The sequence below is a fragment of the Micromonospora sp. NPDC051141 genome, from assembly GCF_044455765.1.
In the GTDB taxonomy this organism is placed as follows: Bacteria; Actinomycetota; Actinomycetes; order Mycobacteriales; family Micromonosporaceae; genus Micromonospora.
In genome coordinates, this window is sequence record NZ_JBITFD010000017.1 from 128,612 (window position 1) to 147,456 (window position 18,845).

At 68.0% G+C, this 18,845-nt stretch carries 6 protein-coding genes; 1 reads left to right on the forward strand and 5 read right to left on the reverse strand.

The features are described 5' to 3' along the window. The first annotated feature begins 597 nt into the window (after positions 1-597). Positions 598-1,221 (forward strand): fascin domain-containing protein, encoded by a 624-nt coding sequence (locus tag ACIA6B_RS27615; protein ID WP_396777707.1) that lies wholly within the window; start codon positions 598-600, stop codon positions 1,219-1,221. A gap of 80 nt (positions 1,222-1,301) precedes the next feature. On the opposite strand, the gene ACIA6B_RS27620 is transcribed toward ACIA6B_RS27615, so the two are convergent. From ACIA6B_RS27620 to ACIA6B_RS27640, 5 genes are all read right to left on the reverse strand, one after another. After that, positions 1,302-2,327, reverse strand: a complete 1,026-nt coding sequence (locus ACIA6B_RS27620) for a hypothetical protein (RefSeq protein ID WP_396777709.1) — start codon at positions 2,325-2,327, stop codon at positions 1,302-1,304. 7 nt (positions 2,328-2,334) lie between these two features. Then, positions 2,335-2,853 carry a tyrosine-type recombinase/integrase gene (locus ACIA6B_RS27625; protein WP_396777711.1) on the reverse strand — a complete coding sequence of 173 codons (519 nt, stop codon included), beginning with the start codon at positions 2,851-2,853 and terminating at the stop codon, positions 2,335-2,337. Positions 2,854-4,022: 1,169 nt separating this feature from the next. Beyond that, positions 4,023-10,319, reverse strand: coding sequence for a hypothetical protein (locus tag ACIA6B_RS27630; RefSeq protein WP_396777713.1), 6,297 nt, complete (start codon positions 10,317-10,319; stop codon positions 4,023-4,025). Between the two features lie 122 nt (positions 10,320-10,441). Continuing rightward, on the reverse strand, positions 10,442-12,898 hold the full coding sequence (locus ACIA6B_RS27635; protein WP_396777714.1) for a hypothetical protein: 2,457 nt from the start codon (positions 12,896-12,898) through the stop codon (positions 10,442-10,444). A 20-nt stretch (positions 12,899-12,918) separates the two neighbouring features. Continuing rightward, complete coding sequence (locus ACIA6B_RS27640) at positions 12,919-18,831, reverse strand: DEAD/DEAH box helicase (protein WP_396777716.1); 5,913 nt, start codon at positions 18,829-18,831, stop codon at positions 12,919-12,921. Positions 18,832-18,845: the final 14 nt, after the last annotated feature.

Below are 18,845 nucleotides of genomic sequence, written 5' to 3' on the forward strand. Positions count from 1 at the left end.
GGCGACCGCACCGATGGTGATCGTCGAGCCGATGCCCGCGACGATCGCCCACCCGGGTGTGACGGGAGGCCACTGCTGGAGGGAGGCGTAGGTGGTGGTTCGGGTCCCGGCTCCAAGTTGGCCGACGTCTCCTGGCACACCTGACCACCACCCCCGACCCCTTCGACCACATCCATCGCTAGTCACGGTGGCGACGCCGACACCAGTACCCCGCACCAGAACAGAGCCCTGCCAGCGAAGACTTCAACTTCACGGGGTGCGGTTGGAGTACCAGCACGTGATCTGGTCGCGTCCAGCCAGGGCGGGTGGCCCTGATGGTCGCTCGGTGCTCCGGCGGCGCGTCCGTCGGGCTCACGGGCGGCGGTGTTTTAGCCACCGCAGAAGTTCATTGAGGGGCGGTGGTGACGCGAAGAGGCTGGTGACACACGGTCGATGGCCTCGGGGCGGCGGGTGGTCCGGCTCTCCGGCACCAGGCGTCCGGCCCTCGGCAAGGCGTGTTTCCGAAGTCGGTACTGCGAAGGGAACGAGGGAGCGTCGATGGTTCACAGATGTGTGGCAGGTATCCAACGGTGGCGGAGGACCGGTGCCGTCGGGTTGGTGGCGGTTGTGCTGAGCATGACGATGGTCAACGGGACTGCGCAGGCGGCGTCGACCGCGCCGGCCGGGGACTTGAGGCAACGCGCAGCGGCGGTGCTGTCGGGTGGTGACCCGACAGTTGCGAAGACCCTCGAAAGCACCATGGACTGCTGGGTGGACGTGACGATCCGATCCTCGGGCAACGGTCGGTACGTCAAGGCGGATTTCGGCGTGGTGGGTGCCAAGGGTCTGCTGCGAGCGGCCACCGCGCAGTCCGCGATCGGCGAGTGGGAGAAGTTCGGCGTCTGCCGCGACGGGTCCGACTGGCGGACGGTCATGTTCTCCCAGTACGACGGCTTGCCCTATGTCAGCACGGAACTCGGCGGGGACTACACGGGCGTCCGTCGCGGCCTGCTGCGGGCCCGGAACTACAACTACTCCCCCGGGCCGTGGGAGAACTTCTCGACCATCGCACCGCCCGCCAACAATGGTCCGCTGGGAGCGGGGAACTCGACCTGGTTCTACTCCTGGGCGGCCGGACTGTACGTCTCGGCGCAACTGGACTACCCGGACTGGTCGCTGCGCGCACGTCTCGGCTCGGTCGGGCCGTGGGAGTCGTTCACCTGGTCCGGGACCCCGATCTGACGCGCTCGCACTGAAGCCCTCGACGCAGGTCGGGGGCCTCAGCTGCGCGCATCCCCACCACAGCGCGCCGCCACGTTCGGTCAGGTCGCGTTGAGCAGTTCGACCCCGAGGCTGGTGAGAGCGTGCCGGACGGTGTTGCGATGGCGGTGGCTAACCACCAGTCCCGCCTCACGCAGGACTGTCGCGTGCTGACTGGCCCCGCCGGGCGTGATGCCGAGTCGTCGGGCGAGGCCCGTGGTCGTACAGCCGTCGGCGATCACGCGTAGTGCGGCGGCTCGCGTCGTGCCGAGCAGTCGGGCGAGGGCGACGTCACCGGCCTGTTCGGCAGGCTGCCATAGCCGCATGCTGGTGGATGCGTCGAGATCGACCGGGTAGATCAGCAGAGCGGGGTCGTCGTTCCACGGCGTGTAGAGGCCGAGATCGTCCGCGTCGGTGAACAGCGACGGGGCCAGCAGCACACCGCGGCCTCGCAGGTGAATCTCGGTGATAGCGGAAGTGCGGTCGCCAGGCGTCCACGTCCGAGGGGAAGTGGAAACTTCAAGGACCGGCGGGCTCCAGCGCAGAGTCGGGGCCAGACCGGCCAGCATCGCGTCCAGCCCTTGGGCGACCATGACCGCGGTCCGCGCCGCGCGTTCGTTGTCGAGCAACCTGCGGATTCTCGACCAGTACGGTGCGATGGCCAGCGCGTGGTAGTCGGCCAGAGCGCCTGTCAGTCGGGGGCGGGCTGTGCGGTCGCCGTGCGCGAAGCCAGTAATCCAGGGCGAACGGGCCGAGGCGGCAGTAGGTGCGAGGGCGAACTCGCGATCCAACGGTCCGGCCGGAGCTTGGCAGAGCCGATCAATCCCTTCGGCGTAGCTGTCAGCCGCGCCTACGAGGGTGAACAAGTCGACCAGTGGGGCCGAAGGCGGGGCGAGGAAGCGGGCGGCGTCCCGGAGATCAGGCGGCAGTAGCCGAGCGCCCGAGGCCGCCCGGGTACGCCAAGGCATGAACAGAATCTCGCTTCCCGGCTGCTGCAGCTTCCGAAGGCTGAGCTGCAGCTCGGCCAATGGACCGAGAGTGACCATCCGCACCCTCGCGACATCGGCGACTGTGAAATGGATACGCATCACCCCCTCATTTGTACAGGGCCGAGCGAAGTCCGTCGGGCCAGCCGAGGACGGAAGCGCACCGACTCGGTGTTGAGGTCAATCTCGGCACGAGGAGGTTGCCGACCTCGGACAGGCGGGCGCCGGTGTTGCAGTACAACCGGATCAGCGTCTCGTCGCGGAGGTTGGCGAAGCTCTTGCCCTTACACGCATCGAGAAGTCTGCCGGTGTCCTCGTCACGCACCACCGGGATCAGTTTCCGGGGCGTCTTCGGCTGCCGCACCCGCTCCATCGGCGAGCGGTCGATGGCCTGTTCGTCGACCAACAGCCACTTGAAGAACTGCTGCAGTCCCTTGTGCTTGTTCAACGCAGTTGACGCAGACCGGGTCTCGGTCATCCACGCCTGGAACGCCTCCACGTGCGCCCGCGACACCGCGCACAGATCCTCGGCCGCATCCCTCGGCATCCGGGTCCGGCGAGTGCTCCCCCAGGTAGCGGCCGAATTGGGCGGCAGCGAGCACAGCTCTTGAAGATCCAGTAGCGGCATGACAACCTGCCCGAGTCAAGGAGTCCGACAGCGGCGTGCTAGACCAGGCATTCATGCCGAGCAATAAAAGAGGGCTCCCGCAGGTCGCTGACCTGTGGAAACCCTCTCGCTGTCGGGACGGCCGGATTCGAACCGACGACCCCTTGACCCCCAGTAGTCCGGTGGCCCAGCGGCATGCTCACGCACGTTTGTCCAGGTCGCTGAAAGCATAAACCAGCCGAGTAAAGGAGTCGCCGCGCCAGCGGCGCCCCCCGCTGCCGTGTCGACCGCAGCGCCCCCAGCCCCAGCACTACGAACAGGACGAACTCGCCGACGAAGACTCCAGCGGCCAGCCCTTCAGGTTAGGCAGGAGCGTCTCGGCCTGCGTGAGATCAGCACGTCCGCAGCAGCCCAGGTGGGCGACAGGGCCGGGAGCTCGCGAACGAACCGGCCACGGCCGCGAGCAGGGACGCGGACGTGGTGCTGGAACTGCCCTACAGCCGATCGCCTGACTGGAGGCCGCCGCCGGCCGGCTGGAGACCGCGAACCGCGGGTATGCCGACGCGGTGGAGGCCCGCAACCGCGCCGCCGCGGCGTTGACGAAGCACGCCGGCTGGTCGAACCGGCAGGCGGCGCAGCTGGCCAGCTGGGCAGTGCGGGACATCTACCCGCACCAGGCGTCGGCACGCCGGGCGGAAGCCGATCCGGAGCTGGCGAGGTGCGGCGCCCAGCGGCGCTGTGCGCGACGCTGCCTCGGGCGCGGGACGCGACGATCCGGGAGCTGTCGGCCGGGATGGGGCCGCGTGTCGGTTGATCGACACGAACCGATGCTCACCTCGGGTTGCGTGTTGTTGGTGCCATTCCGATCGGTTGACGGTCACCCTACCCCGACTGTAGGGGTTCCTGGACCCCTCGAGCCGCCATTGGGAACCCGCCTGGTACACCGTCGAGGGCTGACCCGAGGCTTGGGTCAGCCCTCGGCCCCGGAACGGCGTGTGGATTCGACTCGGTACAGCAACGGCAGCCGCCGACAATCACGCGGCCGGCACCACTGCCTTCGCCCACGTCAACAGATCTCATAGGACGACGTCATCGACGCGATGGTCGTCAACTACTGCGGGATACCTGACCTCATGGTGAGCCCGGCGGCAGTCTTGCTGCCGGGCTCACCATTCTGCCGATCTAATCGGTCACTGTCCTCGGACGGTCTTCCACGCAGCTGCGAATACCGGTTCGAGCTCCAACTTTCCGTCGCTAGACCGTTCTTCGACGACGTCGAGGAATCGCAACATGGCCACCGACCGGGCACCTCCGCAGTGGGTCACCTCGAACAGCGCGGCCAAATCCTCGTGTGTCATCGGTTCGTTGAACCCGAGCATCTCGTTGAACGCGGTGACCAGGGTCGCGTTATCGGCGATGCCGACCTCCTCGATGAGCTTCACCGCGAGCTCACCACTGGCCAGTTTCGCGCTGATGGTCTCACATACCCGACGTGCGCTGCGACCGGACGCGGGGTGTTGGACGGCCTCGTCGAGCAGGATCCTCCAGCCTCCGGTCGCCTCCATCAGCATCCTCTGGCTGGCGTCGTCGCTGAAGGAGGCGACCTTGTCGGTTTCGGACGCCACCCAAGAACGAAGACCGGCCGGCGACAGGCGACGCATCACGATGATCTGGTCGGTGAACTCGCTGAGGTCTGGCGCGCCCGGCTGGGCGAACAGGTCGCTGGTACTCGCATCGACTACGGCAACCACGGACCGGGTGACGCCGGCGTTCGGCAACATCTCCTGTCCGTTCACCAGCGACCCGACCGCATTTTCCAGCCGGGTACCGGACAGTTTCGACAACACCACCCGGTGCTTGTCTCCGGCCGTGCCGCCGACCAGTTCCTTCCTGTACGACGACGGACCTGACGCGACGTGAAGGGTGAAGCGGGCCCCGGTCCGGGACGCCTCCTCCTTCAGCAGTGTCTCCACTCGGTCGATGCCGGTAGCCGGGGTGCCCACGACGACCAGCAGCCGGTTGCCCCGTTCGATCAGTGTGGCGAGCTGTCTCTCCGTCAGCGGTGAGATCGACCCATCTTTGAGAGTGCGGCGTGCCTGCTCGGCCGACAGGTGGGTGACCGACTCGCTCCAGTCCTGCTCGCACAGTTCGTCTTCGATTGTCTCCTTGGTTCCCAAGAGCCGCAGCACGTTGCTCGACCGCAGCCGCCACTGTCCACCCTTCTCCGCAAGAACGCCCAGCCCACTCATCTCCGACAGCAGCGAGCGGAACTCATCCGGGCGTAGCCGCGAGAAGCCTTGCGGCCACCAGTCCTGGCATTCGTCGCGCAGAATGTTCGTGTCGATCGCGTGGTCGGCGCCGTTGGCGAGCGCGTCGAGCGCGACGACAAGGGCGATCAACTTGTACCGCGAGTCGAGGTTGAGGGTGAGCTGAACCGTCTCGCGGACCTTCTGCTTCACCGCGTCGGAGCCGAAGACCCGCTCAAGGTCCTCGTCCCGGATCAGGTAGTTCGGGCCCTCAGCACCACGGCGGCTCAGGGACTCGCGCACCAGGGCCTCACCGACGAGTTGCAGCAGCTTTGGCTGGTAGTTGCAGTAGGCCAGCACCCGGTGCACGAGTTCGTCGGACTCGAACGTAATCCCGAGGGTCTCCATCGGGGTGAACATCAGCCGGTACGCCGGGTCCGGCGCCAAAGGCCCGATCGCGATCGGGTCACCGAAGTGCGCGCCAGCAAGAGGCTGGTTGGGCAGATGCGCGAACCGTTGCACCTGATGCAGACCGGCGAACACTGGCTTGAACCGCCGGTTGGTCGTGTTCATCAGGTCCCGCAGCCGGGTCGTGTGCCGAAACCCTGCCTTGGCGTCGGCGTCGAAGAACCCGTCGCACTCGTCGAGCAGTAATAGCAGCCGACGGTTCGGGTTTGCGTCTAACCACGTGTTCACGGCGGTCTCGACGAACTGGGCGCTGTCGCGGGGTCGACGTCGCGGCGGAACGATGTCGCGCTGGTTGAGCTTGTCGGCAAGCATGCTCCACAGGTCGTCGACCTGGTCGGTTGAGCCGAACCCTCCCGGTAGCGACAGGTACACCGCGACCCGTTCGGGCACGAGTTCGAACTGTCGTGCAGCGGCCAGCAACAGCGCGGACTTACCCAGCTGCCGTCCGCCGTAGATGAGGCTGGAGCCGAACGGTTCGATCACCCGCTGCAGTTCGTTGGTCCGGCCGAAGAACATCTCCTGAGGAACGTTGCCGATCGCGTGCGGGTGGTACGGGTTCGTCGCCGCGAACGGCAGCAGGATCCGTTCTGTAGTCGGGAACTGGCCGCCGCCGGTCGTCGCCAGGTAGGCGATCGCCGCGTCGTCGAGGACCACGACAGGCCGATCGGCTCGCTCGGCGCACGCCTTCGCCAGCATGTTTCGCTGGTCGAGCGTCATCGTGCCGAACAAAGCGACCAGGATCGGGTCCGTGCTCGGGTCCTGCGCAATCCAGGTCAGCAGCGTCTGGGCGTCCTGGACACCCCAGCACATCATCATCTTCAACCGGTCATCGGTTAGCGTGCCGAACGCGGGCACCACAGCCCGCGGCATCCGTTTGAACCCGGTCAGCTCAATCCACTTGCGGTTCGGCGCGATCGTCAGCTTGTACGGCTGACGCTCGCCGGTGAACTCTATGCCGGCCAGCCGCAGCGCCGACGCGAACACCGACTTCATCCGCATGGTCCGCTGGTGGCGGTTCGTCTTCATCTCCAGCCAGTGCTTCAGTCCGTCGTGAGCGGCGGTGCGAGCAGCGTCGGACAGGCGGCTGAAGTCGAGACCGCTGGCGGTGGTGCCGTCCTGCGCGGCCCGGACGAGTTCCGCGTCAACGCCACCGCGGAACGTTTCCGCGACGGTCATGAACGCCGCTAGGTGCCCGGACGCCGCTGCAGTCGGGGGCGCCTCACCGGTGAGGGCGCTGAGGAGGTACTCCTCGGCGGTGGCAAGGTCGCCGGTGTCTATGCAGGCAGTGATCGTCTCCGCCGCGGTGTCGGCTACCCGGCCGGCTGCCGCATTCAGTTCCTGCTGGGCACGCGTCCTCAGCGCCTGCTTCGCCCGTTCGGCGTAGGTGGGCAGGTCGTCGGCGATCCCGTCGAGTTGACGGCGGACGGCACCGAGGTCCCGCCGGTCGACCCGTGCGGCCTCCAGTTGCGCGATCACCTGTGCATACTCGGTGGAGCCGAGCTGGCCCAGCCGTGCAGCCTTGTCCACGCGTGCCGACACCACCGCCCGCCATGTCTTTAGCTCTGTGCGGGACCGGGTGATGCTCTGCTCGAGCCGAGCGGACATCGCCTCGGCCTGCCCCTCGTCGGTGTCGGGGACTGCGTCGACGATGGTCCGCGCGGCGACATAATCCTCGTTGGCGAGGCGACCGTCGAAAGCCACAGTCCAACTGGTAGTGGCGGCGGTCGCGATGTGCTCGATGGTGATCTGGTCGAGAGGGTGGAGCTTGTCATCCATCCGCAACGAAGGGCTGCGCAGCAATTCCCGGTTGAGGACCGTGGCCGGGTCAGGTTCGGTGCCGGTGAGACTGCTGCCGTCGAGCAGCTGGACGCTTCGGGTGAGGCTTGCCAGGCAGGCGTCCGCGGCGGCGGCCAGCACCACGTTCGCGTTGGTGTTCGCCAGAATCTGTAGCTCTTCGTGCGCGGCGGCGAACTCGCGGTGGGCCGCCGCGCGCAGCTCGGCCAGCACGGTCGGTACCGGTGTGTTGGACTGGTCCGGGTCCGGGTCCGCCCGGACGGCGTCGACCCAGTTGCCGACCGCATCAAGGGACTCCATCGCGTGGTCGAGCAGCCGGCGCCGGGCAGGGCCTTCCAGTGGCCGTCCACTAGTGCCGCGCAACTTGGCGTCTTCTCGTCCGAGTTCCTGTGCAAGCTGGTCTCGTTTGAGGAGCTTGCGTAGGGTTTCGGCGACGGCATCAACCTCGGGTCGGCGATCGTTAGCGGCGATGTCGAGCAGCGATCCGATCAGGCCGAACGACGACCACCAGCTTTCGACGACCTGGTTGGCTCGGGCGAACCGGATCGTGCGTGGCTTGGCCCGTTCCCGGGCGGCCTGCGCGGCGGCGGTCGCGATGTCGTTGTCAGCACCCGCGATCGGGGCGAGCGCCTTCAGTAGGGCGCTGTTGGACAGCAGTCCTTGTGCGGATGCGACGCCGATCGCGCTGGCGAGCTTGCTAGTAGCGGGCAGCTCGTGCAGGTTCGCGACCACGTCTTTGACGATTTCGCCGGCGGACGGGTCGGCGATGACCAGCGCGGCACGGACCGCCCCGGCCAGTAGTGCCAGTTGCGCCGGACGGTTGCCGTCGAGGTGGTGCACGCGCAGGTCTCCGATGGCAGTGCGCAGCGCCACCGCCGTCGGGCCGGTCTCGCTGCGGACCGCCTCGGCGAAAGTGAGGACTCGCAGCGCCTGCGCGTGGGAGCCCAGTCCGGCTGCGGACGCCGCGTGGTAGGCCAGGCAGTACTGGCGATGGCGCAGCAGCGACGCGATCAGCTCGCCGGCGGCCCGATCCTGCCCCCCGGTGACCTGCTGAGTGGGGTGACCGTCGGCGACGTCCGTGTGGGCGACAGCGCCAGCTCTGGATCCGTCATCGGCGGTATCGAGGTCGTCAACGTAGTCGACGAGGTCATCGGATTCCGGCGAGGCGTTGGTGCTGCCGCTGACGACTCCCCGCACGCACGTACTGGCCGGGTCAGCGGTGGTGTGCGGGCCGGCGGTTTCGACTCCGTCGGCGTCACGCGGGTCCGACTGGCCGGTCTCAGACGTGTGGTCGCCGGCCGTCTGCTGGTCGTCCCCCACGCGCGGCGCCGCGTCCTGGGCGGCGGACGCCACGGTCGCCTGAGCCAGCGCGGTTCCGTCGTGTCCCGCAGTTGGTGTGGGCCCGTCGTCGGGTGCGTAGTCCGGTGCGGGTTCGGCCGTGCCAGAACCGCGGGCGTCGGGAGCCTCTCGGGCGTCGAGCGAAAAGGGTTCCGGATCGGCGTCGCTGGCTTCGACGAGTTCAGGAGCGTCGGCCACCACAGTGAGTTGCTGCATGAGGGCGATCGCCACGACCGGCGTCAGCGCTGACGGGAGATGTTGGTGGGCGATCGTGTAGTACTGCATCGCTGCGGTGGAGTCGCCGTCAGCGGCCGCGTCGATGAGCCGCAGCAGGGCCGTCAGTGCAGTCACATGATTGCGGCTGATGTCATCCCGCCAGGTCGTCTGTGTCAGATCACGCGCCAACTCGCGGACCTCTGCGATGACAACGCGGGACGTCTCGGGTCCCTTGAGCGTCGCCAGACGTCGCAGCTGGTCACGTGTCTCTTGATCTTCCTGTGCCGCCTCGGCCGCTGCCTTCAAAGTCCGGATGAGCGCCCCGCAGTCCGCCGCCATGGTCGGATCGGCGCTGACGTCGAACAGCACACCCTCGGCGGAAACGGGATACGGTGCGTATTCGGTGTCCGCCCGTTCGATGAGCTGCTGCGCGCGTTCGACGGCGCGGTACAACGCGGGGATGGGTTCAATGATGCTGGCGTTCGGTAGCCAGCCGGCGGCTATGCAGTGGTTGAGCTGGTGCACAGCTCCGCGGGTTATATCCAACGCCAGCGCGAGTTCGTCGGCGGCCGTGATGAGTGTTTCCGCGTCCGGCGGCCCGTCGTGGGAGGATTGATCCGCAGTTGCCTCGCCCGCCGCCGCGGGTACCGGGTCCGCTCCCGTTCGAGTACCCGCAGAGTCATCATCCTGGCGCATTTGCGGGATGACGGGGTGTTCTACGCCGTTGGTCGTGGTCGCGTCCACCCCCGGTGTTGCCCAGTCTGGATCCTGGTCGTCGTCCTGGTCGAGCCACATCGCCTCCAATCGCGCACAGGCGTCCACAACGCCGTCAACCACATCGGTCGGCCAGCTCGGCAGCGCCAACCCACCAGTGAGAGCGCATCGGAGGGCAGCGACCGCTTCCGGCGCGTCGTACCAGTGTGTGACAACCATCAGTCGGACAGCGTTTGTCTGTGCGGGGTCTTCCGTCAAAGCCCTTCGCAGGGCCTCGTTGTCGAGGTTGTCCAACCAACGCATCAGGTGGGCCCACAGTCCCCGCACCACGGAGGTGGTGATGTAGCGGGCGTCGCGCAGCCGTTGATCAGTTGGGCAACTACGCAGACGCGACAACCCCATCGCTGCCGCGGCTGGCGCAAGACGCCGCGCCGATGGAACCCGGTGTCTGCGCAGAAAGTTCGTACGACCGGGGTTGGGTTGACGCCACACCACGTCGGTGAACTCTTCCGGGGTGAGAACCTCGAGCGCGTTGTCAACAGGGTCGCCGAGGCGCTCCAGCTGTCCGGCCAGGTCAGCCTTCGCGGCGTGCAGCTCTCGCGCCAGCGGATCAGTCTCGCTGGCTGCCCGCCTCCTGAACTCCTCTGCGTCGCCGACAAGTGGCTGATGATGAGGGTGGTGGTGCCGCGGGCGTCTAAGACGGCTGGTCATCTGGGGGTGGATCTCCTATTCGACAGTCGACGTAGGGAACGGACGGGGCCGGGTCGACCGGTAGCTACGGATTTCGGACGAGCAGACTGGCAAGGACGAGGGTGATGCATGCCCATGTCGTGTCATATCAGACTTAACCAGGATGACCCGGGTTCACTCCCTCGGGTGTGGCCTCGGACGAACGTGTAGCCGTTTGGAAGTCGGGTGTCGGCTTTCGGGCCTCGCACCTTTCTAACGAACTCGGCGTACGCGGATCGTGCTTCGTCGCTGGCCTGGTATCCGCCGGGCAGAGCGCGTGTGCCTGGCGGAACCCAGTGCTCGTGAACCTTGCCCCGCAAAGCCATGCGGCGCTGCTGATCACGGTACGACTGTGCCTGCCGGCGGGCCGCGTCGTTGGGCCACCATACGAACGTATCCGGGCCGCCGCTGCCTGGCTTGTCGGGACGTCCCTGGTTTGGTTCGCAGGTGAGCTTGCCCGCATCCACCAGTCGATCGCAGGTGTAGATCACCTGCCACATCAGGGCCGGATTGGACAAGTCCGGACCGAACAAGGCGGTAAAGAGTTGCGGGCCGGTCAGGCGACGCGCGCCGAACGATCCGGCGGCACCATGTCGGCGCAGCGTGGTGACGATGAGTGTTCGTAGTGGATCGATGCCCTGGTGGCGGGCCGGCACATTGGGGTTCGCCGCCCTAGGGACTGTTTGCTCCGGTGTCTGCGGACCATCATCTGGGAGGTCGATGCCGAGTGCGGCAACGAGGATCTTGACGTCAGCCGCCCACCGGAAGGCCGCACCGTGGAGCAGCGGCTTGGTGAGCAGTGTCGTGGCCGCTGACAGCCTTCGGGCGCCGCGGGCGACCGCGACGGTGACCTTGATCCCGGGGTAGAACGACAGCGGCCAGGCAAACCCCGACAGCTCGCCGTCTGACCGCTCGACCTGCTGGATTCGCTCATCGTCGTCGAGGTTGTCGCTGTCGTGGTGCAGTTCGATGACGAGGGTACCGTCGGCGAGCAGGTCGTCGACGTGGTCCGGTAGCGGCAGCGTGTCACCGTCAAGGTGGGCCGGTCGTAACGCAACGGTGTAGACGATGAGGCTGTCGTGGAGGTGTTCAACGACAATCGCGTCCTCGACGGCATCGTCGGCCGATCCGTCGGGCAGGTCGATATCGGCAGCGTCCGGGTCCGCGTCGTCCGGTCCGCTTTCCTTCCGTACCTGGTCTCCGCCGGTCGGGGTGTCCTCACCTGTGTCGCGACCCTTACCATCTGCGGCGGTGTCCGTGTCGGCCCCGTCCGGCTGATCGGCTGTCCCGTCGTCCAGCTGCCGGTCAGAGAGGTCCCGATCCGGTGGGGTGTCGCTGGCGAAGCTGCTGCTGGGTAGCGACTCGTGGTAGCCGAGCGCGAGAGGTCGCAGCGGGTCGACGCCACGCACGTCGATCTGGACCGGTTCCGGCTGGGCGAGCCAGACCCCTGCGGCTTGCCACTGGTCGTCGATACGTAAATGAACGCCGTTGACGAGCAAACCGTCGATGGCGGAGGTAGCGACGTCGGCTATGGCGAGATTGACGTGCGCAACCGCCTCGCCAGCGGCAGTGAGTTCGAGCGGGTCAACGTCGACCTGCTCAGGGTCTGTCACCTTTGCCGAGTCGACCCAGCCGGCCAGCAACGGCCACACTCCGGTGAATCGGGGCTCAAGCGTGGCCCGGGTAGCGACGTGAGCGACGTCGTCAAGGTCTGCTCCACCAAGTAGGCCCGGATGGTCACGGCGGCGCTCGTACCGTTCGGCGGGGGTGGCGTACGCGCCCCAGCGACGCAGGTGCGGTGTTTGGTCCAGAAGTTTGTCGATGGTGTCTAGCGCGGTCTGCAGCGCCATTGCGAGAGTGTCGTCGTCGTGTGGGTCGATCAGTAGCCCGCCGAGCGGTCCACCGACCAACAGCGGTTTGCCTGCGGTAAGTAAATGGTGGGCGTACAGGGTGGTGTCATCCAGGTCGGCCACCTGCGGGTTGGGGTAGCAGACCTTCCCCGTCAGGTGGCCGCGGTCGTCGAGGAGCACGCCGCGTTGGCGCAGTCGGCGCAGTTCGATGCGTTCCCGTGGTGTCAGTGGCGCACCGAATGCCTCCGGGTCGAGGATCACGCGTTCCGGCCGGCTGCCCATGGCGTCGAGGGTGGCCGGTGCCCCTGACAGGTGCGCGGGAACCCACCCGTCGGAATGGGTCTCGTCGTGGGCGCCGAACCGGGCGACGACTTCGGCCCACAGCGACTGCTGGCCCCGTTCGATACGTACGAAGGTGCCGACGGGCAGCACGGGCAGGGGCGCGGTGCCGGTGTCCAGCCGGACGAACAGCTCAGGGTCGAGCACCGCGGCCTGGTAGCCCCGGGTCTGCGGGTCAAAACCGAAGTGCAGCGCGTTGAACGCCGTGGCAGTGTGCAGCGGCGCCCGGCGTGCGTATGCCACCTGCTCGAGATAGGTGATGACGGCTGCCCGCACGGCTTCGGGTATGTCGTCGATGCCGTGCAGCAGGTCGTCGGTGAACAAAGGCTCGTCGTGAAACGGCCGCCATGTGGGTGTTGCGGTCACCATCATCGGCGTGCTCCTGCTCCTGCCTACCGGGCCGATACCACGGCGCGGGCGTTGTCATGGTCAACGTGCCGGCGAAGCCGCCACACCCGGCCGAGGTCGGTCAGCACCGCCTCGCCGGCGTTGTCTAGCCGGATGAGCGCGTCGTTGACGTGGGTGAGCTTTATACCGGGATCGACACCGCGCAGCCGGTGATAGAGCAGCTGCGGCCACAGCGGTCGCAGGCGCCCGGACCGGCTGGACAGGTAAGAGTCGTCGCCGCGGAGGACTCTGTGCAGCATTCCGGCGGTCAGCCCTCGGTAGTTGTCCCAGAGCAACGCCCGCACGTACCGGTCAACCGCCGCCTGGTACGGGGCACCGTCGCGGTCGGCGGACGGCCGCGGCCGCGGTGTGTTCAACGCGTTCAGCAGCGCGGGTGTCGAGGTGGTATCGCTGCTGTTCGACCAGCAAGTGGAACAGCGACAGGCTGCGGTGCTGCAGGTACCGTCAGGCACCGGCTGTCCGGCCTGCCCGAAGTACTCGGTGAAGCCGACGTTGGCGCACCGGGTGGGCTCCGCGTACCAGTCCCGCAACGCGGTCAGTTCGGTAGTGAGCCGGGCCCGGTGGGCATTCATCCGGGCGCCGAAGTCCGCTGGCAGTTTGCCTGCTCGGCCGAGCATTCCCACCGAAACCAGTGTCTGATTGTTGCCGGCCTGGGAGACGTCGACGACGCCAAGGTCATGCAGCATAGCCAGCAACGCCCAGGTGCCGGCAGCATCGGTGGCAAGGTTGTCGTATCCGTCCACTGCGCCGGTGAGCTGCTGGTGCAGCTCGGTCAGGCGGTGACGGCCCGGACGGGTGATAGTGAGCTGCTGGATGACAGTCGCGGCGGCCGCAAGACTGTCTGGGCATGAGACCGCGTCGTCGAGCGGGGTCAGCACGACGGTCGCGGGGAAGTCTCCGCCGTCGTCGATCGTTCCGGCGGCGGCGAGCGCGGCGAGCGCCCGGATGACCGCGGTCCTGTACATCGCCGCCGTCGCCGGCTTGCGGGCGTCGTCGAGTGACATCCACCCAGCGGTGACCTCCTCGCCGATGACAGTGTCAGCGACCAAGTCCGGGTCGAGCACTCCCCTACCCCGGGCCGCAGATAGGACGGCGCTGCCGATACGTCGCATCGTCGGATCCGGCAGGCCTTGGGCGATCATCCATGCAACGGTCCGGAAGCCCCGTCCCGTGCCGAGGGCGAGCCCGTACGACGGTGCGCTGATCTCGGCCGGGTCCCGTCCGGCCTGGTCGCGGCCGGCGCGGCCAAGCTGCTGATACAGCCCGGCGAGGTCGGTGGGTGGGGAGACAACGAAAACGCAGCGGATGTCGCCACGGTTGACGCCGAGCCCAAATGCGCTGGTCGCCACGATCACCAGCGGGACGAACCCTTCCTCGCCCTTTTTCGGCGCGTCGCGGAACTCGGTGAGGACTGCGGCTTTCTCTGCCTCCGACAACCGGCCGTGGAACCGGCGCACCCGCCGGGTTTCTCCATCGCCGACGAACTCGCGCACATGCGCATAGAGCGCGTCGACTTCCCGGACGGTGAGGCAGTAGAAAATCGCGTGGTCGTCGCAGGCGGACGTGACCGCCTCGGCCAGACCGGCGACGGTGTTCGGGCCGGCGGCCCGGAACGTCCGCCGGTAGATCGCAAGCTCCGGGCGCAGCGGGTCTGCGGTGACAGTGGCCAGCGGCTCACCGACGCTCGGCTCGTCGGGCAGGCCGAACAGTCCGCTGCGCAGCCCGGCCCGTACCCCCCGGTTGGCGGTAGCGGTGACCGCAGTGATCCGTACCCCGTGCTGTTGCCGGAGTTGGGTGAGCAGACCGGCGGCGCGGCGAAAGCTGGGGCGGAAGTCGTCGCCCCACTGCACGAACGTATGTGCTTCGTCGACGGCGATCCGGCGCAGTTGGCCGTTCGCCGCACCGATTCGCAACAGCTGCTGGAACCGCCGATTGCCCAGACGTTCGGGGGAGATGTAGATGAGCTTAATGCCGTGGTCGTGGGTGCCGGTGAGCTGCTCGGCGACCTCGGTCTTGCCGCGGCGACTGTTGGACTCCGCCATCGGCCCGACGAGTGCCCGGACCGCGCCGCCGACGCTCGCATTCAGCTCGAGGGCCTGGTCGGCCATCAGCGCGACCAACGGCGACACGACGACGGTGACGCCGGCCAGCGCGAGCGCGGGGAGCTGGAATGTGTAGGACTTGCCGAACCCGGTCGGTAGGAGCGCGAGCACGTCGGCGTTGTCGGCGACGGCGCGGATCACCTGCTCTTGTTGGGGTCGCAGCTGCAGCGGAGCGTCGGAGAACCGCAGGTAGCCGGCGATCTGGGCGCACCGCTCGACCAACAGGTCGCCTAGCTTGCCGTTGGCGCGGGCTACCGCCTCGGTGTCGTCGTCGATGCGGGCGGCGAGGATCTTGCGGGTGGCGGGAAGCAGGGTGTGTTCGGCAAGCGCGTCCGGGGTACACAACTCGTCGGCGCGTTCAGGTGTGATTCGACCGGAGTCGGCGAGGAACCGCCAGACGCGTTCCCAGCCCTCGGCCATGCTCATCAGGTTCCCGCCGGCCTTCTCGCCGGTGTCGGGGTCGGCCATCAGCAGGCCGGGGTCGAGAGACTCCAGGAATACTCGACGGTAGCTTCGCCGCAGCGCGGTCTGCCCTGCGAGTTTGCGGTCGCTGATGATGATGACACCGCGGTGGTGGGCCGACCGGATCAGCCGGCCGACCGCCTGCCGCAGGTCCATCGCTGCTAGGGGCAGGTAGTACGACTCAGTCGCGACCCGGTCCGGGTCCGGATGGCCGGCGTCCGTGGCACGGCGGGCGACGGCGGCACGGCGGGCGGCGACGATCGGGTCGGCAAACGGCGCGAACGGCAGCTTGTTGATCCACACCAGCGATAGCCGGTCGGCGGGGAAGTCGACGCCCTGCCACATACCGCGGGTCGCCACACAGAACCCGCCGGTCTCGGTGAACGCCCGCGCCGCCCGGGCGTTACCGAGCAGCGGGGCGACCGTGACCGGAACGCCCGGCGCGCCTGCCGGCAGTTCGGCCAGCAACCTCTCCGCTATCGCGGACGCCGCTCGGGTCGACGTGGTCAGCACCAGCCCACCGCCGGTGAACCCGTCGGCCGCCGGCGCGTCGTCTCTGGTGGCGGCCACCGGGCGGATGGCCTCGCGGGCGTAGCCAGTGAGCTGATGGGCGACGGTGCGGACGGCGCCGTCGGTCTGTTCGGCCCAGCTGGGGAAGTCCGTCAGGCACACCAGCCGGGCCTGGGCGGCGAGGTCGAACGGGCCGGACAGGTAATGGGCGTCCACGTCGAAGCCGAGCCCGAGCCGGCTACGGATGTAGTCCCACCTGCCGGACACTTGCAGCGTCGCCGAGACGAAGAAGATTCGGGCGAACCGGGACCGGGCCAGCGCCCACTGCTGGTCGCGGGCCAGTTCGATCGGCGCGGACGTCGTCGAGAACGCGTACCGGCGGGCGGAGACGCTGAGGCCGTCGATCTCCAGTTCGGTGGCGAACACGACGCGGTTCGACCCTACCGGCGCCGCGGCCGGCCCGCTGTTGTCCGGTCCGAGGTCCGGCCGGGTGATGGCGCTGCCGTCCTCCCCGAGCTGCTCTTCGAGCGGGTCGGCCGGGGCCACCGTCTCCCCCGCATCGGCGTCACCTGTGGTGTCTTCGGCGCTGGCCGGATCCCCGGCAGCTCTGTCGGGTCGGGGCGGGTCGAGGATGTCACGGGCGTCGGCGACGATCCGGTCGGCGGCCTCGCCCACGGTTCCCACCCGGGCGGCCAGCGATGCGGCCCGTTCCCGTTCCCACCACGACGCAGCCTGCATCTGAGCCGATCCGAGGTGGCCAGACATCTGCCGATAGACGATACCGGCGACGACGGCGAGGCTTTCGAGCCTGGCAAGCAGCTGTCGGGCCGGCGCGCTACCACCGAGCCCACCGAAAGGGCTGGCCACGGTCGCCGCCCGGGTACCCGGTTCGCCGCCGGCGGCGTCGAACACCGCCTGCGCGGCCCGCGGCATCGCCTCCGTGTCGAGCATCCGTTCCAGTTCGGTGATCTGCTTGCCGAGCACCTGCGGCGCGCCGCGCTGCGTGGTGTACCAATGGCGCAGTTCGGCGACGAGGTTCTCCACCGCCCGATAGTCGACCTCGGCGCTCGCCGCTCCGGTCGCAGCGTTTTCGAGTGAATGTGCCTCGTCGACGACGAGAAGAGTGTCATCGACGAACGCGTCCGGGTTGCTCAGCAGCAGCGCGTGATTGGCGATCACCAACCGGTGCCCCGCGAGTGCCTCGACGACGGTGTCGGTCATGCGCGCGAGCGGAGATCCGGAGCCGGCGCCGTAGTCGTCGGATTCCTGGCTGACGCTTGCCAGCCACAATCCCACCAACGGCCCGGTCGTCGCATCGAAGTATTCGGCGAGGAAGACCGGGACGTCGGCAGTGTCGACGCTTCGCGCGACCCACGCCTGCTGCGCCGACGTGGCTGTGGTGAGCCGTCGGACCAGGTACACCAGCAACTCGCGATAGCCGGGATGGGCCGCAAACCGGCTTCGACCACCCGTGCGGTCGGCTTCTGCCGCAGCCGTCACCGCGTCGGCCAGCGCGGCGACGAGGGCCCGCAGCGACAGCCGGTTACGTTTTCCTTTCACCAGGTCAGCGATGTCATCGAGTCCAGGTACGGCCGACGCGAGCCGGGTGATGTCGGCGGCGAGCTGGGTCTGCAGCTGCTTGGTGAAGGTTGCCAGGACCACCTGTCGCCGCGGGTCGCTGGCCAGCCATTCGAGGGCTGTGGCGAGAATGGCGTAGCTCTTGCCGGTGCCGGTCGGCGCCTCACACAACGCGTCCCGGCCGGCTGCGACCTGACAGGCCAGCAGCTGGGCCATCTGCTGCTGCGCCGGTCGGCGCTCGACAGCGCCAGACGCGGCGACTTGAGCGAGTGCGTGCGGGTCCACGTGCGCTGTTTGGTCGAACAGGTGCGCCGGTATCGACAGGTTCGGTGGCATGGTACGGCCACGCCGGACTGGTTCGCGCAGGTCCCCACTGCCGAGCACGTCCGCGAGAACCTTGGCGACCGCTCCGTCATCAGCGGCCGGCCGTCCGGTTGGTGCGGCCAGTAGCGACGTGAGCAGGTCCCAGCCGGGCGACCCTGCGCTGACGGCAAGCAGCAGATCCCGCAGCGGGGCATCCCAGCTGTCGACGACGGCCGCGGCGCGATGAAGTAGCCGGGCGGTCAGGTCCGCGTCGTCTGCGGCGTCGTGCCAGTTCAGCCCAGACCGGTCGACGCTGACGTCGTCGGCGAGCTCCGCAAGACGGTACGACCGAGCGGTCGGCCAGACGGCGTGGGCAAGGTACAGCGCATCGACGCGGCGCAGCCCGCCGATCGGTGGTTGCTGGGCAGCCGTGGCCACTTCGTCGAGCATCGGAAAGTCGGCGCCAGTGCCGCTGTAAGCCACAATGATGTCCGCCTCCGCCAGGTAGTTCCGCAGGTCGTGCAGCGCCTGCTCGACAGGTACCGCGCGGGTGGCGTATTGGCCCCGCACGGAAGCCGACCGCAGCTGCTCTTCCCAGTCGGCGTCCGGCAATTTGACCCACGCTGTGAGCCGTGGTCCCGCCTCGACCCATGTGGCGTCAGACGACAGCCGGACCGCGCCGATCTGGTAGATACGCCGGTCACCGGCGGGACGTTCGGCGGTGGGGCGTACCACCGCCTCGACGTCGACTACTACGGCGCGAGGAACCTTCGTCGGCGCCGTCGATTGGGGGTGCCCAGAGCTTGGCGAGGCTGCCGCTTCTGCGTTCTGGAGGCTCCCAAACTCGTCGCGGATGAGTCCGGCGCTGATCGCAGCAACGAGGATTCTCTGCAGCCGTCCCCGGGTCAAGCCTGGCCAGCGCCGCTGCGCGGCAGCCAGCACTTCATCTCCGCCGC

Coding starts and splice junctions, on each gene's coding strand:
- ACIA6B_RS27620 (WP_396777709.1), bottom strand. CDS start 2,327: ATGCGTATCCATTTCACAGTCGCCGATGTCGCGAGGGTGCGGATGGTC.
- ACIA6B_RS27625 (WP_396777711.1), bottom strand. CDS start 2,853: ATGCCGCTACTGGATCTTCAAGAGCTGTGCTCGCTGCCGCCCAATTCG.
- ACIA6B_RS27630 (WP_396777713.1), bottom strand. CDS start 10,319: ATGACCAGCCGTCTTAGACGCCCGCGGCACCACCACCCTCATCATCAG.
- ACIA6B_RS27635 (WP_396777714.1), bottom strand. CDS start 12,898: ATGATGGTGACCGCAACACCCACATGGCGGCCGTTTCACGACGAGCCT.